The organism is Paenibacillus sp. JMULE4 (assembly GCF_013337105.1).
GTDB lineage: Bacteria > Bacillota > Bacilli > Paenibacillales > NBRC-103111 > Paenibacillus_G > Paenibacillus_G naphthalenovorans.
In genome coordinates this window covers 45,971-70,350 of the sequence record NZ_SGWF01000023.1, presented here as the reverse complement: position 1 = coordinate 70,350, position 24,380 = coordinate 45,971, and the positions used below count along the sequence as shown (strand labels likewise).

The following is a 24,380-nucleotide window of genomic DNA, read 5'->3' as shown; positions in this document are numbered from 1 at the left end:
GCACTGTTTTCGAAAAAGTTGCGCTTTCTGAAAAAACTTTTATAAGATTTTTCGCAGCTACACAGTATGTATTCTGAGTATATCAACTTATCTATCAACATGTTGTATCGTACGTTTAACAAGGATAGTATACAACTATATCATACACTTAGTCATTACGAATAATTTTCCATAATTGTCACTCAAAAGCCGCCAACTCATGTTTCTAGATCCATGCTGTTGGCGGCTTCATCACTTATTTAGGAAGCTTCTTCTGCTGTTTCAGCACGCGCTCCAATACAGCTGCCGCCTGCACCCGCGTAAAGTTTTGCCGCGGATCGAAACGGTAGGTTGCTTTCTTTTGTCCTGTAAGAAGCACGTTCTCAATTCCTTGGATCAGACCGGCCTTAGTGACGGCTTCCACCGATGGTGAGGCATAAAAATCAATTTCAGAGCCATCGGTAAATTGTTTTTGCAATGCTGCGATCGACTTTGCCGTATCGGAAGATAGCTTAAGTTCCGCTGCCCTTGCAATCATCACAGCCGCATCCTGACGCGTGATCGCACTTCCGGGGTTAAACAAGCCTCCGGCGTTTCCTCTAACGATTCCGGCTCTGGCTGCGGTCTCGATGTATTTATAATCATACAAAGGATTAGTACTGCCGGTAGCCGGAACATCTCTAAACGTTTGAGTACCGCTATAGTTCAAAGGCAGATCAAAAGCTTTGACCAGCACCGTTGCAAATTCCCCGCGAGTAATGGGCTCGTTAGGGACAAACAAAGCGGGTGATTTGTTATACATGTATCCTTTGGAGTACAGCGTATCTAAAGTATCTCTTCCCCACTCATGGCTGGTAATATCATTGAAGCTGTCGTACATGTACATGACCTGGAAATAGCCGAAGTGATCGATAGGCACCGTAATCGTGTTTTTCTTCGGATCGACGACACCGCCGATATTTTTCCACGCCAACGTGGTCATGCCCCGGTAATCTTCAAAGATATCTAATTGATACACCGTTACATACTTCCAGGAATCTTCGCGAATGCTGTTATCGTATTTCAGTGTCAACTCTCCGCGCTTGGTAGGCACAACCATATCCTTTAAATCGTTTACGGTTCTTTTTTGATAGAAGCGCACATTGCTGGAACTGCCATCCACATTGTACGGATCTTGTCCGGTACCTGTCAACGCTTCCTTCAGCTTATCCGTATCCATATAATCGTTCTCTTTAATATAACCGGCATTGATCCAGTACAGCTGGCTGATCGGTCTAAACTTCCGAGTCGGCTCCTCTAAGAAAAAGCTGGCGCTTGCATCGCTGAGATAGTCTTTGCTAACTCTTCCATCCTTCGTATTGGCTATCCCAAAGAAAATCTTGCGATCGCCCGTCAAATATTGTTGCTGCGCTGTAGGGTCATTGCGCATCAGCTTCGTATCTTTGGGGAACGTAAGCTCCAGATCGCCTTCAAACAGCTTATATTTGTTTTGAAGCGGCATCAGCATTTGGGCGCCCTCGATCGAGGTGTTAACGTTATTCACGACGAAGCTGCCTTTTGTCTGCTCCGTACCGCGAATTACGGTAAAATTGATTGTGTTGTTTCCGGACTTCAAATTTTGATAACGGTAATAAAAATAAGGCTTGTTATCGGCCGGATCAATCTTGCTCCGGACAACATCATTTTTACCGAATATAACGCTGTCCGCATTCTCGGCCTCTAATTTAATATCCACAAAATTCCCATTGACCTTTGCCTGCTGCTGGTTGCCGACTTGGATCAATTGAGGCAGAATGACCCGATACGGAACCGGTTCGCGGGATATCGTAATCGTTCGGATTTCGGTGATACCTGTATTATTCGAGATAAGGAATTCAAAAACCACATCCCCGTTAAACGGCAGCGAAACGGGATTGGTTGTGAACCCGCCAGTAGAGGTATTGATATTTAAATATTGGACCTGTCCGCTGGCGGGAGAAGCGGGATAGCCCCAGCCTGGACCGGAACGAGCATCAAAAGTCAGAACAGGGTTCCCCTGAGCATCCGTCTTGCGCACATTTAATCGGATCGTGTCCGCATTCGTGAACATTCCGGTAAAAGATACTTCGGAAGCATTAGTAACATATTTGTCCGGAGTCTGCGCTTTAGTAAACTTCTCCAACGGAGTAGGCAATATATCCCCCGCAAAAGCAGGAGTAGGCAGTGTGAATTTGAAAATTTCATACTGTGCCGTTGTTACGACCGTTCCGTTCAGGCGCAAACTGAATTTGATCGTATTTCTTCCTTCAACAATTAAAGATTCACCTGCCGGCAAAGCCGGAGACCAGGTGCGAGCCGCCCCTAAATCAAGCATCATCGTAGAATCATTGTTAGGGAAATCACCGGCAGTCAAATTGGTCGTTCTGCCATTCACAGATACCTCTATATTCGGGTATTCAGTAGATGGCAGATTCATAATGCGTGCTTGCAAACAAACGGCACCCGGCGTTCCCCCCACGGTACATGCCGGTGTGTCCAGCGCCACGTTCTTAATCATCATATTGTTATGGAAGTTGATTGGAATGACATAAGGCGTGCTGGTGATCGTGACAGGGAAATCCAACCGTCCGTTGCTATCTCCGTTTGGCACAACGGATAATGTTGTATTGCCATCCCGAATTCCGCTCAATTGAAATTTCCATTTTTCCTCAGTGCCGACCGTACCGACATGCGTTGCAGTGAAATTGGTAGGCGTACCAGCAACATTCGCTACCACCGTGCCTGTTGCGGGATTAACATTCGTCGTATAAACGAAGAATTCCGAAGGAAGCTCATTGATTTCATTTCCGCCGTTCTCATTCAGCGCTACTTCAATAGGCACTCCCAAAGCGTCATTACCTAGATTTTTAGTAACCTTGGTGACATAAGGGGCTGTCGGATCGTAATAATTGAAATGAAAAACTTGCTGCGGCACCTGACCGATCAAACCCGTACCGGTAAAGAATGTGATAATAATCGTTTGCTTCCGGTTTGTCGGCAGAGCAAGCGGAACGGATCCCAAATCAAATATTTTATAGTGTGATGTAGTCTGGAGAACAGGCAGCGCCGATGGTCCTGTAAAATCAACGCGAGTCGTGGGCCCGTTCACTACTTGAATATCAGCGTACACATATTTGGTCACCGTGGTTGATCCCGTTTCAAAATCAACCTTAAGCTTCCCTGTAAGAATGGCCGATGTTTGATCCAGTTGAGGCAATGGGTCGTTCACCAGCTTTTGAGGGGTCGACCCTGGAGCCGCGGATTGGATGGCTCCATCGTACAAAAACGGACCGCCGTCATTAAAAACAAATTTGCGTGTCAGCGTATACGAATTCGTACTGTTGCTCGCAACAATTTTAAAAATATTGTCCCCCGCCTGCATATTGAATTCACCATTGCGGCTTGGGATAAAGGTGAAGTCTCCATTGCTGCTGCGGTATGCGGTGATCGGATTGGATTGCCCTAACAAATACCCTTGTATAGTCGTCGCATTAGGCGATTTCCCCGTAATGGTATAGGCTGTTTGGGTAGGATCCTGCGGATACATAAGATTGTCGTCCAAAGGAACCTGGTTAAATCTTAAATCCGTAATGTTCGTCGTAGGCGTAAATGTAATATAAGCAGGTTGTGAAGCCAGCCGGGTCACATCTCCCGTGAAGAACGTAATTTTATTAGTACCTTCCGTTAATTGGACATTATTAAAAGTAATCTCATAAGCAGAGCTGCGATTCCCTTTGTTTGTTCTGTTTTCTACCGGTGCCCCGGGATTTGTGCTCAAATTCTCAATCTCATAATAAATGCCTGCAATCTCCGAATCGTCAATGTTGTCAACTTCGACGGTTATATCCACATATTCGCTGGTTACCGGCGTTGGGCTGCTTTCATTGATGCTGAAACCCTTAACCTTTAAGGTGGTTGCAGCAAAAGCTGTTGTCAGCGGAACCATCATCGAAACCAGCATAGCCATGATGACAAAGATACTGACGAATCGCTTCTTCATTTGTTTCAATGGTCTTTTCCTCCTTATGTATAAAAAATGCATTATCAACGGGAATGAATGCTATGTTCTCTTGGATTACCTCCTTTTTATGCAAGATCATGCATGAGTATTAACCATTTCCCAAAAAGCTGCGTGTACATTTGTTATCGGCTGGGAAGAACAAAAATGTTATAGATTGGGTACAAAAAAACGGAAGTCACAAAAAATCCCAGACCTTTAAGGTCTGGGATTCGGTATTGGTATTATTGTTATTTTGACACTCTTGAGCGGTCGCTCAACTGCATCGTTTTCATACGGATTTTGTTTAAAAATTTGAGTACAGGCTTCCTCGTCTTGCTGATAATGCCGATCGCCTCTGCCCCGAGAACCAGAATGCACAACAGCACGACCACGAGAATGACCGCTCCCCAAAGCGTTTGCTGCTCCGACATATAGGACAGCAGGACGGCTGAGGAGCCGAACAGCAGTGCAATGCCATAAATAATCAATACCGTTGTACGATGGCTGAAACCAAGCTGCAGCAGGCAATGATGCAGATGGCTTTTGTCCGCGACCGAGATCGGCAGATTGTTAACCCAACGTCGCAAGATGGCGAAGAAGGTATCGGACAGCGGCACCCCGAGAATCATAACCGGCACAAGCAGAGATACCACCGTCGCTTGCTTAAAACCAAGCACGGATAAAGTAGCCAAGCAAAAACCAAGGAACAATGCACCGGAATCGCCCATGAAAATTTTTGCCGGATGGAAGTTGTAGAACAGAAAGCCTGCAATGCTGCCCAGCAAAACCACACATAGCAAAACAACCGTTGTATTGCCCATCATTAAAGCGAGCACAAGTATGGTGGTGGTCGCAATGCCCGAAACCCCGGCAGATAGACCGTCAAGACCATCGATCAGATTGATGGCATTGGTAACGCCCACGATCCAGAAGATCGTCAACGGTACGGAGAGCCATGATAACGAAATTGTTCCATCTCCGAACGGCACATTGACAAGTTCAATGGTCACTCCTGAATAAACAACGACGCAGGCGGCCAATATTTGACCCAGCAGCTTGATTTTGGGCGATAAATCATAGCGGTCATCGAACGCGCCGATCAGAACAACGATCGCCCCCCCGACCAGAAGCCCGAATACTACATCGTTCTTTAGCGAATCGATAGCCGGGGAAATAACAAAATAAGCTCCAATAAATGCAATAAATATGGCAAGTCCGCCCAACCTCGGCATAATGCGGTTATGTACCTTGCGGTGATTCGGCGCGTCAACGGCCCCGACCCAAAAAGCAAAGCGTTTCACTAGCGGCGTCATAAGCAAAGCGATAAGTAATGCAGTGACAAAGCCGATTCCGTATAACAAATTCATGTGTATGTTCACAGCCCCTTTTTCTATGAAAACCCCAAACACTCCAAATTATACTCTGATGGTTTTGGAAATACCAATACCAATTTTGTGCGGTTTTAGCGGTTTTCAGGTTGTTTTCACAGTTTCAGTCAAGGTTTCTGCACATTTTCTTTTTCACGGATGACTTTCAAAGCGAATTTCGGCAGCACGAGCATTCTTTTATACCGCCAAGGCTCCTGCAACAACCGATAGAACCATTCGAGCCTCAACTTTTGGAACAACACTGGCGCGCGCTTTAACTTCCCCGACAATACGTCAAAGCTGCCCCCGACTCCCATCATTACAGGTACACCCAGCTGATTCTTGTACTTTGCAATCCACGGCTCTTGTTTGTCCGCCGACCGACCGACCAGCAGAATATCAGGTGCTGCGGCACGAATAGCTTCAATAACACCGGCTTCCTCTTTTTCACCAAAAAAACCATCCCTGAAACCGACAAGCTTGATTCCCGGATACAGCTCCTGCAGCCGGGTCGCCGCTGCCTCAATGACATCGGGGGCTGCGCCGACAAGGTATACTTTCCAGCCCTGCCGTTCGCCTGCCTTCATTAATTCTTGAATCAGATCAAACCCCGTTACACGTTCCGCGACAGGATTGCCGACATAGCCGGAAGCCCACACGACACCTGCCCCATCGGGAACAACAAGCTCGGCTTCTTTCATCATTTGCATATAATCCGGATGTTCAAGCGCGGTCATGACCATAATCGGATTGGCCGTAATGACCTGATGCGGCTCACGCCGAGCAATCACTTGGCTCAAATAAGCAACCGTATCTTTCATGCTCATCTTCGAAATCGGTACACCAAAAATGGATACTTTGGGAAAACTCACTGCATCCCCCGTCCTTTAGCAAAAAATGATGCGATACGCTCAGCCGGACGCCCTGCTTCAATCTTCAACTGTTCGATCGCCTGCCTCTTGTCCCGCTTCCATGAAGCACCGTCCGCCAGCATTCCCAATGTCTCTTGAGCCAGATCTTCCGATCGGGGCTGCTTGGTAGTGCCGGCCGATTTCATGCCTAGCCGGTTCAAAAACTGATCAATTTTTGGATCATAAGAGAGCCCGACCATGGGGACGTATTGGCTTGCCGCATAGATTAAGGAGTGTAGGCGCATGCCTAGAAGCACCTGACAGGCTGCCACCTCCGCCAGCATATCCTGAGGATGAGTTACCTCCCGCGCTAATGAAAGCCGCTCTTTGTAGATTTCCCCCATCTGTTCCATCACATACAAAGATGCCTTCTCGTCCGACGGCAGATGGAACGGGAGAAATCGAATAACCGCATCCGATTTTTCCAGAACGACCTGAAGAGATTCAGCCACCGCCCTGAGTTCAGAACGGTCCTCGTTCCAAAAACGGACGGAAACCCCAATTACAGGTTTCGTTTCACCGCTCGGAGTTTGTGTCGGTTGTCCGCGCATAGGCAATCCCATTACCGGGTCCGGCACCACTTCCACCTCCGATGGTGATATCCCCATCTTCCCTAGCAAGGCTTTGGATTCCTCATCCCTTACCGTTATAAATGAACTGCGTTGAAAAGCAGACCGAATCCATCCGAAAAATAACCTGCGATGTACCGGACCGATGCCCTGGGAGTAAATAAATACAGGCTTTCCCATCCACTGCGCCAAACGGATGACAGCAATATAATAAGGGATCGTCTTTGGACTCGTTTCATCCTGCAGCAAGCTTCCGCCGCCGCTGATCAGTCCGTCGGCATTCCGTAAAGCCTGCCATACCTCCATGGGCTTCATTCTGTGGACGGCTTCCACTCCATAAGTCCGTGCCGTTTCCGCCGGGTTCACGGACAGAACGACAGGGACGAATGTTACGCCCTGTCGTTCTCCTTGTTCCTGTAGAGCCAGCAGAATGGATTGAAGAACTGCCTCGTCACCGCTATTGTTGAAACCGTAATAACCTGATATCGCTATGCGTTTAACCGAGGTGCCCATCGCCGCCAACTCCTTACTACAATTTCCCATACTGCAATGAAACCAATTCCGATCAAGGTTCCGAAAGCAAGCCCGTAGACGACGCGAATGGATGAAATCATCAGCGGCGTATGCAGGTGAGCGAACGTATCGACCACGGAAGCTTGACCGATTACCCCGGCAAGAATCAACAGCAGCGCACTCCGGTATTTATAGCTGAGGTAGGCCCCGAGTATGAAAATCGGGTGTGAAATCAGGAATTCCTTTGTCCGCGGGCGAACCCCGAGCGTATTTTCCAAGAAGGATCGGAAATATCTCTCCAGCGAGGAGGCCTGTCCTTCATTCCCCGTCCGGGACAAATAATAGAAGCCTGCTGCCGCGATAATCGCGGCAGCAATAACCCACAGCACGCTGATATTGGAAGTAAGGATCTGACGCCCGCGAAGGACACGCTCTTTGTAAGTCATTCTCTCGCTAAACAGCAGCCAATATAGGCCTGCCAAAGCGATCGGAGCCAAATGCAGCACGCTGACACCACGGAATTGCTGCAGCACCAGCATATAGGTGATTTGATTCAGCAAACTTACAATAAAGAGAATGCCGACGGCCGACACCAATGTGGTTCGGAGCAGCAGCAGCAGGGCGAATCCGATTCTGGACCCTTCCGCTCGGTCCCATTTTTCCCGGCAGGTACGAATGGCCATCATAATCGCCAGTGTCGGAGCGCAGGTACCCGCGCCCAGCGCCAAAGCTTGCGCGAACAGGCTGGTGTTGAGCACGAGCAATCCCGCAGAGCCCAACATACCGAGCAGAAACAACGCCAAGGCCAGCTCGGGCACGAAATAAGCGATCGTGAGCGCAATCAACGCAACAGCACCGGCCCATACCAGAACCTTTGCGATATTTTGCCAGCTGGAGTATACATACTGGAAGGCTTCCGCCTGTCCCATCGAGTAGCCTGAGGCTTGGATGCGCGGAATTGCGCCATCCGGACCATCCAAAGCGGCATAAATCGCATCAAGCGGATGCAGAATTTGCCCTTTATCGAGGTTTTTGACTGCTCGGGCATTCAGGAACACCATCCGAATGTTGCGGTCTTTCACCGCCAGAACAAAACGGTCCGATACGCCCTGTATACGTCCCTTCAGCTCCTCTTCAGACAAATTCTCCGTCAGCTTCTGGGCATCGGTCTCCGTAAAGGAATGGAGCCTTACCACATTATGATGGATTCGTTTGGCCAAGCCGGCAAAGCCCTTTTGCTCCGTCTTTTGCAGCTCGATAACCGCAAGGCCTATACGATGCTTGCGCATCAGCTCGCCCATTTTGTCCAGATTGGTCGTATCCTTCTCGCTAACGAATCCAGGCACGGTTTCCCCATCCACGATGAATCTCTTGACGCCGAGCTTTCTCAGTTGTGCAAGCAATGCGTCCATCTGGTTCGTATTAAACGGGCGGCGGTTCGACATGCGGACGACAATCGAGAAACCCTCATCCTTCAACATTTGAAGCGTGATAGGATCGGGATCCATCGTTTTGAGCATCGCCTCGTCCATCGCCATTTCAATGATCATGCCAGGCTGATGATTAAAGCTCCAAGATCTGGTTCTAACACCCAAATCATGGAATGTCCGCTCGATGAGCGGCTGAAGTTGAGGCTGCGAATCGGTCTCCGTGAACAAAACATACGTGAAGTTCTCGCCCGGGGAGAACGGAACTTGCATAAGCACAGACGCGTCGCGGGACGAAAACACCTCGATACGGCGGCTGAGCTTCAGCTCATTTAATGTCGCCTCGTATACAGCCATACTGCCCACGCCATGCTGCTTCAGCTTGACAAGCTGGTCACTCACGAATTTACGCGGATTCGTCTGCATATCCGAAATTTCGAGCAAATCGCGATAATCCATGACAAACTCGACCTTACGCCCGGACTGCTGCTCAGTTTGGTAACGTTCATACGCTATGGGAATGGAGGCCAGCACTCCGAGAATGACCAGCCACCACAATCCTTTGCGCGCTAATTGATTCCACTTCATGTACCTTGCCTTCAATGCTGTCAGCTCCCAATGTTAGTGATGGTCAACGCGGGACATGACAGTCTGAACAAGCTTGTCGATCGCATCCGATGCGGCCTGTGCAGAGCTGCCGCGAACAGCGAAGTAAACCTTGATCTTAGGCTCCGTGCCCGAAGGGCGCAAGCAGAACCACGAGTCGTCCTCCAAGGTGAATTTGAGTACATTCTCTACCGGAAGTCCATATAAACCCTGTAAGAAATCCTCCACCTTAGTCACTTGAAGCCCATTTAATTCAACAGGCGGCTGTCTCCGCCAATCTTCCATGATCCCCTGAATCTTCTCGACGCCGTCCTTGCCCTTGAGCGTACGCGATTCCAGCCTTTCCAAAAATAACCATGCCGCTCGTACAATTCCTGAAGCACATCGTAGAGCGTCTTGCCTTTGCTCTTGTAATATGCCGCAGCTTCACAGATTAGCATAGATGCGACAACGGCGTCCTTATCGCGAGCGTAGGTGCCTGCCAAATAGCCGTAGCTCTCCTCATAGCCAAACAAAAACTCGGCCTCTCCGCTTTGTTCGAACTGCGTTATTTTTTCCCCGATATATTTAAAGCCGGTCAGCGTATTAAGTACCTTCGCTCCGTAATGCTCCGCAATGACTGCGCCCATCTCGCTTGTAACAATGGTTTTGACAACCACGCCATTGGCCGGCAGCTCACCCCGCTCCTGCAAACGGCCCAACAAGTAATCAATCATAATCGCACCCGATTGGTTACCGCTAAGAACGAAATATTCTCCATTCGCATCCTTCACCACTGCACCCATCCGATCGCAGTCCGGGTCTGTCCCGATCAGAATGTCAGCGTCAATCTTCTTTCCTTCGGCGATCGCCAGTGCGAAGGCCTCCCGTTCCTCCGGGTTCGGCGACTTCACAGTAGAAAAATTCGCGTCCGGCTTTTCTTGCTCCGCCACCACATGGACTTGTTCGAATCCTATCGCACCAAGTGCGGCGCGTACAGCCAAATTCCCGGCACCATGCAGCGGTGTATAGACGATACGGAAATCATCGCTCATCTCACGCACCAGCTCGGAATTAAGACTCACAGCGGTAACGGCACGAATGTATTCTTCATCCACCGCTTCCCCAATCCATTCCAGCAGCCCGGCTTTCTCCGCATCCGCCCGCGAGCTTCTCTTGACATCGGCAAACGACTCTACACTGCGAATTTCGGCTATGACCTGTTTCGCCTGATCCGGAACAAGCTGCCCTCCATCGCTTCCATACACTTTATATCCGTTATATTCAGGCGGATTATGACTGGCCGTAATGACTACCCCCGCATCGGCATTCAAATAACGTACGGCAAACGAGAGCTCCGGCGTAGTACGAAGTGACTCGAACAGGTAGGCCTTGATTCCGTTCCCGGCAAGCACCTTAGCCGTTTCAAGCGCGAATTCGGGAGATTGATTCCGTGAATCGTAGGCAATGACAACGGATGGCGTTTTTTTACCGGATTTCAGCAGAAACCGGGCCAGCCCTTGTGTGGCCCTTGCCACCGTATAAACGTTCATACGGTTGGTTCCGGCTCCGATTACCCCCCGCAGTCCGCCGGTACCGAATTCCAGGTCACGGTAAAACCGGTCTTCCACTTCTTTAGGGTCTCCCGAAATCGAACGAAGTTCTTCTTTCGTCGCTGCGTCGATAGCTTCATCATTTAACCAAAGTTCATATTGCTCTTGCACTCGCGTTTGAGAATTCATTATTCCGTCTCCTCCACCCTAATTTTTATGTATGAATGTGAAATATGATCGGTCTTATTCTCTATCCTTCAGAGCAAACATCAATTCTCCTTCGGCCACCACCTTATCCCCGACTTTGGCTGTTGCCTGTCCCTTGCCGATGCTTCCTTTCAAGCGGGTAATTTCCACTTCCAAGGTTAACGTATCGCCGGGAACCACCTGACCGCGGAACCGGAAATTATCAATTCCCGCAAAAAAGCCAAGCTTTCCGCGATTGGACTCCACCATCAGCATGGCGACGCAGCCAACCTGAGCCAAGGCCTCCACAATCAACACTCCCGGCATAACGGGATACCCTGGAAAATGTCCCTGAAAAAAGGGTTCGTTCATCGTTACGTTTTTGATACCCGTGGCTTTTACGCCGGCTTCCACTTCCAAAATTCGGTCCACCAGGAAGAACGGGTACCGGTGAGGAATGATTTCTTGAATTTGTACAGCATCTAACAAGGTTGTTGCTCCTTTCACATGGTATAAGTTCGATCTTATTAACTGAAACTAAGAATGTCCCTTCATGATCTGCAGTAATGAAGGTTGATATAAGGGAGCTTATGTGCAGGATTGCCGCAGACGGCAGGCCTTGACATAAGCTCTTTTTTTTAAAAAGTTAATCGGCATTCAGACTTCGTTGATTCAGCACATAAAACTGTAGAATATAAATAACCGTTGTCACGAAAGAAACGATAATCACAAACCATAGGTAAGCATGGGCGTAGGGGAGCTGGAAAACGATAAATAAAATGGCTACGTAATATAACACAGTGGTCAGCTTGCCCAAAACATTGGCAGGGACCGTCTTTTTTCCCCGAAAATGGAAGAATGCCGAACCAATAATCATCCCCGCATCTCTTAAAAACATGGCCATCGCGGCCTGCCATGAAATCATTTGGGAAAACACCAATGACAAAAAGACGGTGATCAGCATCAATTTATCCGCAAGCGGGTCCAACATGCTGCCCAACGGCGTAACAAGCTTGCGCTTACGCGCAATATAACCATCCAGCACGTCGGTCAGTCCGGCAAGCAAAAGTACAAAAAAGGCTAACTTTATGTAACCAGCCCCAAACACAATCAAGTAAACCGGAATCAGTACAAACCGGCATAGCGTTAGGATATTGGGCAAGTTCCACAACAACTGGTTTTCCCCCTCCAGATCGTCAGGCCAGGCCGGCACTGTTCGTTATCCATTCTTTCTACATCCGTTCCCATCCTTACATTATACCGTTATGAGAATAAAAATAAAACTCCCTCTTAGGGGAGTTCAGGAATCGGAATATATAAGATCGAATATGTGACGCCAAGTATGGACGTCGAACATTTCATAGAAGCTCTGCTTGCCGACATATACAAATCCAATCGTAAGGCCTATAAAAAGCGCTGCCGCGCATGCAAGAGGGAACCACGTCCACCTGATCATCCGACGGAACGCTTTATTCCGCTGTTTCGATCCTTCAGACGCCTCTTTTCGGGGTTTGCTCAAGTTACCAACCTCACTTTACACATTGCCGCTAGCCACGCAAACTGTTAGCCAAATTCATCATTTGATCGGATGAGCTGATTGCCCGGGAATTCAATTGAAACGCTCTCTGTATCGAGATCAGTTCCGTCATCTCATCGGATAAATTGACGTTGGATTGTTCCAGGAAGCCTTGGCGAACCGTAATCGGATCAACCTCATTATTCGCAGCGGTAACGGTTTGAAGAATCTCCTCTTGCTGAGCCGGCGTTATATTCCCCGGCAGACTGTAAAGATTATCTCCCAGCTGCTGCAATAGTTGGGGACGAACGGCACGCACCAATTTGATCTGTCCAACCTCGATCGGAGCTGCTCCTGGTTCCGTCTCGTTATAAGCCATGATCACTCCGTCAGGACTGATTTGGATTCGATGGTTGATCGGTATGCGTATCAGATTATCATCGGTTCCCATCACATAATGGCCGTCTTTCGTAGTCAAGAGCATGTTATCCGGGTCCAGCGGATCCGCCGAAGGAGACAACTGAAAGGATCCATTGCGGGTCCACCTTGTGGCTTGCACCGGATTATTATCGGCATCCAAAACAACGGTGGATATCTCGAACAATCCGCTGCCTTCAATAGCCATATCCAATGGACTATCCGTAGCCTGGAGTGAGCCCTGAGCAAGGTTCAGTTGTGCCGCAACCAGCTTGGCGCCCCAGCCTTGATTGTATCCAAGCGGTGTAAGCCGCCCTTCCCTTTGGAAGCCTTGCGGCTGCTGCTTTACGCTGGTAAGCACGTCTTGAAAGGAGGCTTCACGCCGTTTGTATCCGGTCGTATTCACGTTAGCGATATTGTTGGCTGCCAAATCAAGCTTCTGCTGCAGCGCGTGCATCGATACCGACGATGTAATCATGGAGTTGTTCATGTCCTACCTCCTAAACTCGTCCAACTTCGTTGACGGCCTTTTCCATGCTTTTATCGTAAAACTGAATCATCTTCTGATTCGCTTCATAGGCCCGCAGAGCAGCCATCATATCGACCATGGATTGGCCTGCATCGACATTGGAGCGCTCGATGTAGCCTTGACGCACTTCCACCTGATCATCTGCATTAATCGGACGAAAGGCCCCCTGATCCAATGCATTCAAACGGTATAAACCGTTCCCTTCGCGAATCAGCTGATTCGGGTCCTCCACCCGGGTAATCATCAGAGCCATCGGCTCCCCGTTTGCGCCAAGCAATGGCTGACCCTCCGCATTGATAAACTGTCCGGTCCGCGTAATGCGGAAATTCGTAATCGGAGCTCCCGTTCCCGGTTCTACCAGAACGATAGGTTGTCCATCACGCCCCAGCACTTGATGGCCATCGCCATCGATTAATTGGCCGTTCGCATCCAAAGAAAACTTGCCGTTCAAAGTATAGCGTTCCTCGCCTGCAGCATTCAAAATAGTAAAAAACGCCTGCGGCTGAATGACACGCTGGCCGTTCGCGTCCACATATTTGCCTGAGCTGTCAAAAACGGCGCCGGGCACCTGAATGTTCGAAACTAAAGCAAAGTCAAAAGGATTGTTCGTTTCTTGAAGGTCGCCTTGTGCGTGAAGAGACACATTCTCCTCCGCGAGAACGCCGGTATTTAGCCGCCCCAAGGAAACCGAACCGGGCTCGTCCTTGCCATTTCGCACCCGTGAGATCAAAATTTCAGGAAATGAACGGTTAATCCCGTTGCCTCCCTTGAAGCCCGGCGTATTGATATTGGCGATGTTATTAGTAACAATATCGTGTTTACGCTGCTGGGCAATCATGCCGGATGCGGCGGTGTACAAGCCTCTTAACATGGATCCTTTGCCTCCTGTATGATCTGAATTACTTAAATTTTCTTTTAGATACCTTATCCAGGTTGTCCAACATAATGCCGGTACCCTTGACCACGCAATGCATCGGATCTTCAGCAATCAAGACAGGCACTTTAAGCTCCTCGGCCAGCAGTTGATCGATTCCGTGCAGCATCGCGCCGCCGCCCGTCAGAATGACGCCGCGATCGATAATATCCGCCGAAAGTTCCGGAGGCGTTCGTTCCAGCACGCTCTTGGCCGCCGCTACAATGGAAGATACCGGCTCCCAAAGCGCTTCTTGAATTTCTTGCGAGTTGATCGTAATCGTCTGCGGCAATCCGCTCACCATATCTCTGCCGCGGATATCCATCGTTTCTTTCTGTCCGTCGGGATGTACCGTTCCAATACGGATCTTGATGTCCTCGCTTGTCCGTTCACCGATTAAAAGCTTATATTTGCTCTTGATATACTTCATAATGGAGGAGTCAAACTTGTCCCCGGCAATTTTAATGGAAGAGGAGGTGACGACGTCACCCATCGACAAAACAGCTACGTCTGTCGTCCCTCCGCCGATATCCACCACCATGTTTCCGCTCGGCTGAAATATATCCATACCGGCACCGATCGCTGCTGCCTTGGGTTCCTCTTCCAAGAACACTTCCCGCGCTCCGCTTCTTTCGGCTGCTTCCCGAATCGCCTTTTGCTCCACGGAGGTAATGTTGGTCGGAGCACAAATCAGGATGCGGGGATGACTGTACCATTTCCTGCCTCCAACTTTATTAATGAAATATTTGAGCATCATTTCAGTAATTTCAAAGTCGGCGATAACGCCTTCTCTAAGCGGGCGAATGGCAATGATATTGCCGGGTGTCCTTCCTACCATGCGGCGTGCTTCCTCACCCACGGCCAGCACCCGCTTCGTTTCGCTTTCGATGGCAACGACGGACGGCTCATCCAGGACTACGCCCCGCCCTTTCACATGAATCAGGACGTTCGCAGTCCCTAGATCTATGCCGATATCCTTGCTTAACATCCAATAATCCTCCCTAGCCAACCGTCCATCTCATTGAAGAAGCGGCACTCCTATAATATACGTTACTTAGGTAATTTCGCCATGAATTTGAAAATTCCTCTTTTTGTCCGTGATTTTTCGACAATAATCGCTTCATTTTTATCGGTTCGGGAGCGGGATCGTACCGTCAGTGCACAGGGGCATCCGGATTGGGCAAAAAGTCAGCTCATCCGCCGCTCCATGCCGCTCACGGTACGGCCGGGAAAGCGTCTGCATACGCCTATGGCTTTGGCTAAAGTGCTTGGAGGCTGTAAGCCGTACATCGCTTCATTTTACGGTGACCAGCTTCTCTTGCGCCTTCGGGCTGCGGGTTTTGCGGTACTTGATCTTGGTCGCTTCCCCACCGCGCAGGTGACGAATCGATTTGTGGTACTCCAATATGTGCTTCACCTGGTTGGCCAGCTCTGGATTGATCTCCGGCAAGCGCTCCGTTAAGTCCTTGTGCACCGTACTCTTGGAAACGCCGAATTCTTTAGCAATGGTGCGAACCGTATGCTTGGTTTCTACAAGGCAGCGGCCAATCTTTATGGTTCGCTCTTTGATGTAATCGTGCACTCCCCTCGCCTCCCTACTCGAGTTAGTTTGGTACATTATATGAGGGGTGTGCACTTATATTCTTTGTTTCACAGGCCTGACAAGCCCGGAGAACACATTTATTTTCAAGGACAAGTCCTTGTTTTAAAATGGACAAGCGGCAGTTGAGCCGCAAAAAAAGGCAGGAGAGATCATTTCCCCCTGCCTTAGAGCGACTTAAGCGAACTCTTATTGCTCTGTAATATAGTTTTCCGGATTAACGGCCGGGCCTCCCTGGCCTTGGCGCAATTCAAAATGAAGGTGTACGCCTTGTTCTTTCTCCAGCTCATTGCGGCCCGCTTTAGCGATCACATCGCCCTTTTTCACTTCCGCGTCCTTGGCCACATTCACTTCGGACAAGCTTTGGTAGACGGAAACGAGACCGTTGCTGTGCGAGATTTCAATGAGATGGCCTACAATTGGATCCTTCTGTACGGTGGTAACCTTGCCGCTCATAACAGCCATAACGTCAAACGTTTGATTGTCCGGTCTGGCAAAATCCATTCCGATGTGCGGCGTGAACGTATCGCCATACTCTACCATGGCCGCTTGCCTTACATCGTTCGCAGCCTTGTTGTCAAAGAAATGGAGGACGACGTCCAACTCGTTCTTGTCTTTAAACGGCCATTGCATCGTTTCCTGATTGGCATTGGTGGCTACGGCGTCCTGGCCTGTAACGCTGTCTGTGACGGTACCGGACTGGGTAGTGTCGGGGCCGGTTTTGTCAGACGTCAACGTCCCCGCTCCTTGGTACACCCACATGACGGTTAGAATGATTGCCGCTGCTGCCATGTACATTGCCGGAAATACCCACTTTTTGGCGAGCAATCTTTTCCAGGATGAAGATGTGCTTTTTTGCGCTCCTTCGATAGATTTAGGAGCATCTTCTTGTTTTGGCAAATCTCTTTTATGTTCACTCATATGTATATCACCTCGCTAACCATTCTTGCCAGATTCGCGAGATTTATACGCAGGAAAACCTATTTTATTAGAAACTTTTTCCTTTCAGTAGATTCGAAGCTTTCCCAAGCTCTATGCCCGTATAATAATACTTAACGATTTCCTCCGCTTTCCGTGATTCCTTGGCCATGCCGTTGGCCCCCCACTGACTCATCCCGACTCCGTGCCCATAACCGAAAGTGGTAATCTCCCACTTGCCGTTCGTATATTTCCATTGGAATTGGCTGGAATTCAACCCGAGCTTCTCCCGGACCTCCCGGCCCGTAAACAGCTTTCCATTGATAGAGAGCTTCTTGATCCGGTTCCCGGCGCTTCGCTCGATCACCTTTATCGAGGATGTATTGCCCGACGTAACCGGTATAGCCGAAGAAAGTCCCAGCATGCGCTGAAGTTCTTTTCCCGTTAGGGTAATCGTCTCTTTATACCTGGGGGACAGCTTGGCATCCCACGGACTGGCTACGCTTCGCAAATAAGGAAGCGCTACGTTCCAATAGTCTTCCGAATTTTCCGTATATCCGTTGCTGGTAGAGAAAAAACTGGCTTCAATCGGTTGTCCCTGATAAGTTAAAATGATATCTTTCGTTTCCGTTACGGCACGATTCAGCTTTTCCATATAAGAGACATAGTTTTCCTCGCCCCATCGCTGCTTTAGTTCCTGATCCGTCACATAAACCTGGTGTGCGGTCGTATCCGTGACCATAGCTTCGGGAACCGGTACGCTGCTCTGATCGCCGTCCAAGAGTCGACGCAGGATATAGGTACGCGCCGCCATGGCCTGAGCCTTGAGCGCCTCGAGCTCAAACTCCATCGGCATTTCGGCGGCGACCACGCCCCGTACATATTGCTCCAGGCTCACCAGCTCTGTTCTTTTTTCCTTGGCTAAGTAAACGGGGATCCAGGGCGGTTCTCCCTGACGGGAGACCTCCATACTGTCTTTTATATTCACTGCATCCGGCACCGGCCCGCTTCCGGGAACGGTTCTAACGAGCAGCGCAGGCATCAGCACAACGACTGCCGTGAAGCTCGCCAACCATACGGCGAACCAGCGAATCCACGATTTCTGTGGCCGATTAGGCTGCTTGTACTTCATGCTGCTCCTCCATCTTTCTGTCCTCCGCATCCGAATCTCGCTAATTGCGGCTGCAGGTAACATCATCTTATGAAAACAAAAGATAGAATAGAACAAAAAGAAAGAGAACCGATTTTCCTTCACGATTCCGGAAGAGTCGGTTCTCTTACATTCCTTATGCCATGCTTGGTTGTACAGCGAAGAGTGGAATAGATTCCCCCACAGCTTCGGTTTCTACGACCTCGATGGGCACCCGCTTGATATCGGCTCCAAGACGGCTGAGCTTCTCGGCAATGTCCACATAGCCTCGATCGATATGGTGAAGACCGGTTATTTCGGTCTCTCCCTCTGCGACTAATGCAGTCAAGATCAGCGCGGCACCCGCACGGAGATCCGTTGCGCATACCTTCGCCCCTTTAAGGCGGGCGCCTCCGCTGATCACAGCGGTTCGTCCTTCTACCTTGATTTGCGCATTCATGCGCACCATTTCTTCTACATGCATGAACCGGTTCTCAAATATGGTTTCGGTCACCAAACTGGTTCCGTCCGCCGTCAACAGCAGCGCCATCATTTGAGACTGCATGTCGGTAGGGAAGCCCGGGTACGGCAAGGTTTTGACGTCAACCGCACGGAGCGGACGGTCGGTATACACCCGGATGCCGTTCTCGTCCTCCATGATTTGTACACCCATCTCCTGCATTTTGGAAATGACCGGACGCAAATGGTCGCCGATCGCTCCCTCAATATACAGGTCACTATTGGTGATCGCTGCGGCAATCATATATGTACCTGCTTCAATGCGGTCCGGAATCACGGTATGAACGGCTCCCTTCAGCCGATCCACACCGTCGACGCGAATGATTCCAGTCCCTGCGCCGCGAATTTTCGCGCCCATCGCGTTCAAATAGTTGGCTAAATCCACAATCTCCGGTTCCTTGGCGGCATTCTCTATCAGCGTCGTGCCATCGGCAAGCGTAGCAGCCATCATAATATTCTCCGTAGCGCCTACGCTAGCTACGTCCAAATACACCTTCGCGCCCTTCAGCCTGCCGCTCACCCGAGCTTCAATGTAGCCTTGGCCCAGCTCGATTTCGGCTCCCATAGCTTCAAAGCCTTTTAAATGCTGATCGATCGGCCTTGTACCGATCGCGCAGCCGCCCGGTAGCGATATACGGGCCTGCCCCATCCGGGTCAGCAAAGGTCCCATGACGAGAAAAGATGCCCGCATTTTGCGGACCAGTTCGTAGGAGGCTTCACATGTATTAATGCGGCTGGCATTGACGCGAATCGTTTCATTTGTATACTCAACTTCAATTCCCAGACTTTCAAGAACTTTGTTGATGACATGGACGTCGTCCAAGGGAGGCGCGTCGTGAATAACGCTCTCTCCTTCCGAACCCAGTATAGAGGCTGCGATAATCGGCAGTACGGCATTTTTGGCGCCGTGTAGTTTAACTCTGCCAGATAGCCTCTTGCCGCCGCGGACGATAATTTTGTTCATCATGATCCCCCTCCGCGTGTTTCTCTTTGTTCATTGTCGTTGATTCCGCCAATCAAAATAGTATTCGTGGCGTTGTTCGAATTTACAGCGGTTGTACTATCCATTGTTGACAAGATTCTCCTTGGTTATTCGGAAAAAAAGTGATTTCAGAACATCCCCGAAAACCAAGTCGACCATTCCAAGTAGTCGATAATGAACCGGGCAATTTGATATCCAAGAGCGACAGAGAGCAGGATTTGCAGCAGTTTGGCCTGCGCGGTTTTCGGCCGTTTAAAGATGCTCTCCAGCTTCAATTCCTGCAACGCCCACCAGGAAACCGCGATGAATACCAGGACTACCACGATATTCAGCAAGCCCTTCAACCCCATAGTAGCGTTCATTTGATTTAAATAGTCCATAACTGAAGCTGCTCCTTATTTCCGACGAAGCTTTCATGTGCTTGAACCGTTAAAGATTCGGCACAGGAGGCCCGTCATGCATTTTTACCCACGTTTTTGCATCATTAATCGATCTTTTTATCCAAAACTGACTTAGCTTGGTGTTATCTATTCAATACATCGTATAAAAGCTGAATAAACTCGGCTCGCGTCGCCTGCTGATCCGGCCTGAAAGTCCCGTCAGCATACCCGCTGATCAATCCTTCCGCTTTCATCTGTTTAAGAATCCCGTTGCCCCAATAGCGCTCATCCACATCAACAAACGGTGACAACCCCCTAAACTTCCCGATCATATTCATACTGCGGGCCAGCATAGCCGTCATTTCCATCCGGGTCACGGGCTGGTCAGGTGCAAAAGTTCGGTCCGGATACCCGTCGATCATCCCTGCCTCATACGCTTTTGCAATATACGAGTAGGCCCAGTGCGTCGCCGGCAAATCAGAGAACACACTCGTTCCCTCCCTGGCTAATTGGAAAGCGCGCGCCAGTACGGCCGTTACTTCCGCCCTGGTAATCGCACGATTGGGCTGGAACGTATAATCGCCATAACCGTCAACGACCTGCTTTGCAGTTAAACCTGTGATCGCGTTTTGCGCCCAATGGCCCCGAATATCCACATAACCGCCGGTAAGCGGTTTGGCATTCACCTGAAGCTGGTACATCTGATTCGTAAACGTCTTGTTGGATTTGAGCTTCAGGTAATACGATCCGGGTACAAAGCGTCCTGAGAGCTCCTGTATTGGCGTTGAAGCGTTATTCATGGAGCCCGCCATCATTTTCATCGATCCGTCATACAATTCCATATATATGGTCACAGATGCAGGAATGTCACTAAGCCTGATCTGCACCAAGCTTTCTTCCGCAATGCGGAATTGGAACCAATCGATGTCATCGGGCTTGTCGAGCAGGCCGGTATATGGCGTTTCCAGCGATACCGTCGTCGCTTGGTAAGAACGATTGTTCGGCTCGTTAGGATCGTTCAGTTTCGCATCGTATTCGATGGAAAGAGTGTACTCCCCTACTACAGGGTTGACGTATTCTTTTACATTGGATATCCGGATGTAATAGCTGCCGGGAAACACTTCGGGCAGATAGTAAACTTCCGTCCCGCCGTCATCCGCCTTATCGATCGTGATCGATTTCTCTCCCTGCTTCTGAACTAACAGCACGGGGTCCATTCGGGCCGTATCTGTTGACAATTGGATGCGCAGCGAGCCGGAATGCGGAACAGGAAATTCAAACCAATCGACATCTTCGTTTTGATGAAGCGTTCCTTTGATCGTTAAACTGCGCGAAGGCAGTACGTAAGCTTTATACTGAAGATCGTTGTCCTCATAAGGATCACGGTAAATATCAAACGAAGTCGTCAATTGATAAGGGATCTCCTCTGTAAGGTTACGATCGCTCAACTGCAGTCGGTAAAATCCCCGTCCTTTTGAAACCGGGAAGGAAACCGTCTGGCCTCCTCGCACCGATTTGCTGGCGAGCACTCCGGTAACGTCCGTATGCTGCACACTCACCCCGTACCTGCTGTCCATGTCAAAGGTCAGATTCACGGTTCCGTCATAAGGGGCCTCGATATAGAACCAGTCGGAATCCGTCCCGCCGGTGAAGGAAGCCGACACTTTCTTGCTGATCGATAATGCCGCCGCTTGGTCCTTCCGGTCATTGGGCTCGTACATATCGCTCCTATAAGGTTCGGTCAGTAGCCGGTCCACTCGAAGCAGTCCGTATCCCGCAGCCGGATCCCACCCCTTCGGCCCCAAATCCTGGGCGGTTTGCCGAATCCACTGGCGGATCTGATAAGGCTTCTTCTCCGGATGCTGCGACCAGACCAGTGCCGCCGCCGCGGCCACCTGCGGCGCAGCCATGGAGGTGCCGTCCTTCGGTTCATATGTACCCCCAAGTCCCGTCGTAAACACGTCCCAAGGCGCTACTACATCGACCTCGGGGCCGGTGTTGGATTTCCGGTCAACTTCTCCATTAGGCGAAACGCCGCCTACAGCAAGAACCGTCGGGTAGGCAGCCGGATATTTAACCCGGTTTCCTTCGTTGCCTGTAGCTGCAACCAGCAGCACATTCCGCTCCTCGGCATAACGAACGATATCGCTCATGTAAGCCGAATATTTATTCAATCCAAGCGAAAGCACCACGATTTTGGCTCCGTGATCAACGGCATAACGTATCCCTTCGCCGAGCTTTGTCTCGCCGCCGGACCCGTCCGCTTCCAGCGCCTTGATGGGCATAATGCGGGCATTCCAAAGCATCCCTGCAATCCCGCGGTCATTGTTGCCGACAGCAGCAATAATTCCGGCAACATTCGTACCGTGTCCGTTGTCATCCATCGGAGGCTCCTTCGGGTTGATCAGATTGATCCCGGGAACCAGATTCGGTTTTAAATCGGGATGCTCCAAGTCAACTCCCGTATCCACAATCGCTATGGTCAGGCCGCTGTTCCCCTTCGCCGCTTCCCACGCTTGATTCATTCCGATTTGCTGCAAGTACGTCTGCCGTACATAAAACGGATCATCCACTTGCGCAGCATATGTAGTCCCCGAGCATGCCAGAACAAAAGCAAGGCCGAGGCATGTTACAAAAAATATATGTTTATAAGTCATATGATTCATCCGCATTTAAAATCCTTCTTTTGATTTCGTATGCCGTACTCCATTATTTCATTCTAAGCTTTAAGCGCATTCCCTGCAACTGAAATTCAAATCCTGTTTGGAACATTCACGAATCAGACAAACCACAAAAAGCTCGGTCCTCCCATAAAGGAAGAACCGAGCTTTGACGAAGAACAAAACTTCAATTAATAAAACATAAACAGATCCTGTGTTAGCGAGAAAATGCGTTCAATATAGCCTATAACCCATTGAGGGAACAGACCGATCAGAACGCTTACCCCGGCACACAGCCACATCGTGATGCCCAGCGGCAGCGACACATGAACTTCCCGGGCTTCATAATCGCTGCGCATGAACATCTGCCGGATGAATCCGAAATAGAAGTAATACGCTACGATGCTCGTTCCGATCATCACCGCAGCCAGCCAATAATGCTGCGTCCAAATGGTTGCAAGCAGAATATACAGCTTCCCGAAGAAACCCCCGGTCACGGGTAAGCCCGCCAAGGACAGTACCAGAAGCACCGCGGCAACCGCCGTACCCGGAGCCCTGTAGTATAATCCCGCGAGACCTTTCAGGGCTTCATCGCCCGTAGAGCGCTCGATGATCATCAGCACCGCGAAAATACCGATGTTCATGAACAAGTACGCAATCAAGTAATACGTAAACTGGGCAAAGTTCGAATACTGCATCATCGAGAACTGAATCGCAATGGGAACCAGCAAATAACCCGCATTGGCAATTCCGGAGTAAGCCATGAGCCGTTTCATATGCGTCTGCCTCAAAGCGACGAAGTTACCGACAACCATCGCCGTCGCAGCAACCGCCATCAAAGTCGTCATGATATCCTGATGAATCGGCAAACTCATCAAGTCCCCGACCATATAGATGTTGTACATCAAACGAAACAGGATGGCAAATGCCGCCGCTTTGGACACGACCGCAAGAAACGCGGTAACTGGTGTAGATGCGCCTTGATATACATCCGGCGACCACATATGAAACGGAGCCGCCGCTACCTTGAAGCCAAAGCCCGCCACAAGAAGGAAGAAGCTCAAGTAAATCAGGGGGAGCATTCCCTGTGTGCTCTGTCCCAGGGCAGCGTTGATTTCACTTACTGTCGTGGATCCCGATATCCCGTAAAGAAACGACATCCCGTACAGGATGACGGCCGAAGAGATGCTTCCGAGCACAAGGTACTTAAAAGCTCCTTCGTTGGACTGCACATTCTTTTTGTTCATGGCCACCAAAATGTAGGAGGTAATGCTAAGCAGCTCCAGACCGACGAATAGCGTAATCAGATCGCCGGAAGAGGCCATAATCATCCCGCCGAGCGTGGCAGGCAGCAGCAGGTAATAAAACTCCCCGATGTGAGGAATGTTTTCTTCCTTCACCGAGCCGATGCTCATGAAGGTGATGAGCCCCGCGCCCGTTAGCAGCACCAGCTTGATGATATTTGCAAAATCGTCGATCCGGTAGCTGAACTGCAGCAGCTGCTTTGGCTCTGCTGGGTTCAGGTAAGAAACGACAAAGACAGCGGATATCACGATGCTGGCAAGCGACAGCCAACCGAGCCACGTGCGGCTCGCTTTGTTCGGAAGAAACAAATCGATAAGCGACAGTACGACAGCAGCGATGACTAGCGTGAGCTCCGGGGCCAGCAGGATCAAATCGCTGGCTTGAAGACGTATCTGTTCCACCGG

Annotated in this window: 18 protein-coding genes and 1 pseudogene; all 19 read right to left on the bottom strand. The window is 49.8% G+C overall.

The features are described from left to right. Positions 1-235 precede the first annotated feature (235 nt). The 19 genes and pseudogenes from EXW96_RS26280 to EXW96_RS26190 all read right to left on the bottom strand — a co-directional run bounded on the left by EXW96_RS26280 (position 236) and on the right by EXW96_RS26190 (position 24,377). Positions 236-3,997: an S-layer homology domain-containing protein gene (locus tag EXW96_RS26280; protein ID WP_254611593.1), complete on the bottom strand. Its 3,762-nt coding sequence runs from the start codon at positions 3,995-3,997 to the stop codon at positions 236-238. A gap of 248 nt (positions 3,998-4,245) precedes the next feature. After that, on the bottom strand, positions 4,246-5,364 hold the full coding sequence (locus tag EXW96_RS26275) for a glycosyltransferase family 4 protein (protein WP_054817686.1): 1,119 nt from the start codon (positions 5,362-5,364) through the stop codon (positions 4,246-4,248). Positions 5,365-5,492: 128 nt separating this feature from the next. After that, on the bottom strand, positions 5,493-6,191 hold the full coding sequence (locus EXW96_RS26270; RefSeq protein WP_082661030.1) for a WecB/TagA/CpsF family glycosyltransferase: 699 nt from the start codon (positions 6,189-6,191) through the stop codon (positions 5,493-5,495). Between the two features lie 41 nt (positions 6,192-6,232). Beyond that, positions 6,233-7,357, bottom strand: coding sequence for a polysaccharide pyruvyl transferase CsaB (csaB, locus tag EXW96_RS26265; RefSeq protein WP_062410153.1), 1,125 nt, complete (start codon positions 7,355-7,357; stop codon positions 6,233-6,235). After that, positions 7,333-9,372, bottom strand: a complete 2,040-nt coding sequence (locus tag EXW96_RS26260; RefSeq protein ID WP_254611587.1) for a DUF5693 family protein — start codon at positions 9,370-9,372, stop codon at positions 7,333-7,335. The genes csaB and EXW96_RS26260 overlap by 25 nt, the downstream gene beginning before the upstream one ends. A 33-nt stretch (positions 9,373-9,405) precedes the next feature. Next, positions 9,406-11,111, bottom strand: a pseudogene (locus EXW96_RS26255) (phospho-sugar mutase). Positions 11,112-11,165: 54 nt separating this feature from the next. After that, entirely contained in the window at positions 11,166-11,597 is a 432-nt protein-coding gene (gene fabZ, locus EXW96_RS26250) for a 3-hydroxyacyl-ACP dehydratase FabZ (RefSeq protein WP_062410156.1), read from the bottom strand. A 157-nt stretch (positions 11,598-11,754) separates the two neighbouring features. After that, positions 11,755-12,279, bottom strand: a complete 525-nt coding sequence (locus tag EXW96_RS26245) for a CDP-alcohol phosphatidyltransferase family protein (RefSeq protein ID WP_074729004.1) — start codon at positions 12,277-12,279, stop codon at positions 11,755-11,757. A gap of 129 nt (positions 12,280-12,408) precedes the next feature. Further along, positions 12,409-12,564: a DNA-directed RNA polymerase subunit beta gene (locus EXW96_RS28725; protein ID WP_375256482.1), complete on the bottom strand. Its 156-nt coding sequence runs from the start codon at positions 12,562-12,564 to the stop codon at positions 12,409-12,411. Between the two features lie 91 nt (positions 12,565-12,655). Continuing rightward, entirely contained in the window at positions 12,656-13,531 is an 876-nt protein-coding gene (locus EXW96_RS26235) for a flagellar hook-basal body protein (RefSeq protein WP_174351764.1), read from the bottom strand. 10 nt (positions 13,532-13,541) lie between these two features. Continuing rightward, a complete protein-coding gene (locus tag EXW96_RS26230; RefSeq protein WP_062410158.1) occupies positions 13,542-14,441 on the bottom strand; it encodes a flagellar hook-basal body protein in 900 nt (299 codons plus the stop codon). Between the two features lie 28 nt (positions 14,442-14,469). Further along, entirely contained in the window at positions 14,470-15,471 is a 1,002-nt protein-coding gene (gene mreB, locus EXW96_RS26225; RefSeq protein ID WP_054817689.1) for a rod shape-determining protein, read from the bottom strand. A 306-nt stretch (positions 15,472-15,777) separates the two neighbouring features. Further along, positions 15,778-16,065, bottom strand: coding sequence for a sporulation transcriptional regulator SpoIIID (spoIIID, locus tag EXW96_RS26220; protein ID WP_036682840.1), 288 nt, complete (start codon positions 16,063-16,065; stop codon positions 15,778-15,780). A gap of 207 nt (positions 16,066-16,272) precedes the next feature. Beyond that, positions 16,273-17,004 (bottom strand): M23 family metallopeptidase, encoded by a 732-nt coding sequence (locus tag EXW96_RS26215; protein ID WP_054817691.1) that lies wholly within the window; start codon positions 17,002-17,004, stop codon positions 16,273-16,275. A 67-nt stretch (positions 17,005-17,071) separates the two neighbouring features. Beyond that, positions 17,072-18,133 (bottom strand): stage II sporulation protein D, encoded by a 1,062-nt coding sequence (gene spoIID / locus EXW96_RS26210; RefSeq protein WP_174351763.1) that lies wholly within the window; start codon positions 18,131-18,133, stop codon positions 17,072-17,074. A gap of 154 nt (positions 18,134-18,287) precedes the next feature. Next, complete coding sequence (gene murA, locus EXW96_RS26205) at positions 18,288-19,613, bottom strand: UDP-N-acetylglucosamine 1-carboxyvinyltransferase (RefSeq protein ID WP_062411090.1); 1,326 nt, start codon at positions 19,611-19,613, stop codon at positions 18,288-18,290. Positions 19,614-19,759: 146 nt separating this feature from the next. Continuing rightward, positions 19,760-20,011 (bottom strand): DUF1146 family protein, encoded by a 252-nt coding sequence (locus tag EXW96_RS26200; RefSeq protein ID WP_062410160.1) that lies wholly within the window; start codon positions 20,009-20,011, stop codon positions 19,760-19,762. A 143-nt stretch (positions 20,012-20,154) separates the two neighbouring features. Continuing rightward, positions 20,155-22,668 (bottom strand): S8 family serine peptidase, encoded by a 2,514-nt coding sequence (locus tag EXW96_RS26195; RefSeq protein ID WP_254611586.1) that lies wholly within the window; start codon positions 22,666-22,668, stop codon positions 20,155-20,157. A gap of 194 nt (positions 22,669-22,862) precedes the next feature. Continuing rightward, on the bottom strand, positions 22,863-24,377 hold the full coding sequence (locus tag EXW96_RS26190; RefSeq protein WP_174351762.1) for an NADH-quinone oxidoreductase subunit N: 1,515 nt from the start codon (positions 24,375-24,377) through the stop codon (positions 22,863-22,865). Positions 24,378-24,380: the final 3 nt, after the last annotated feature.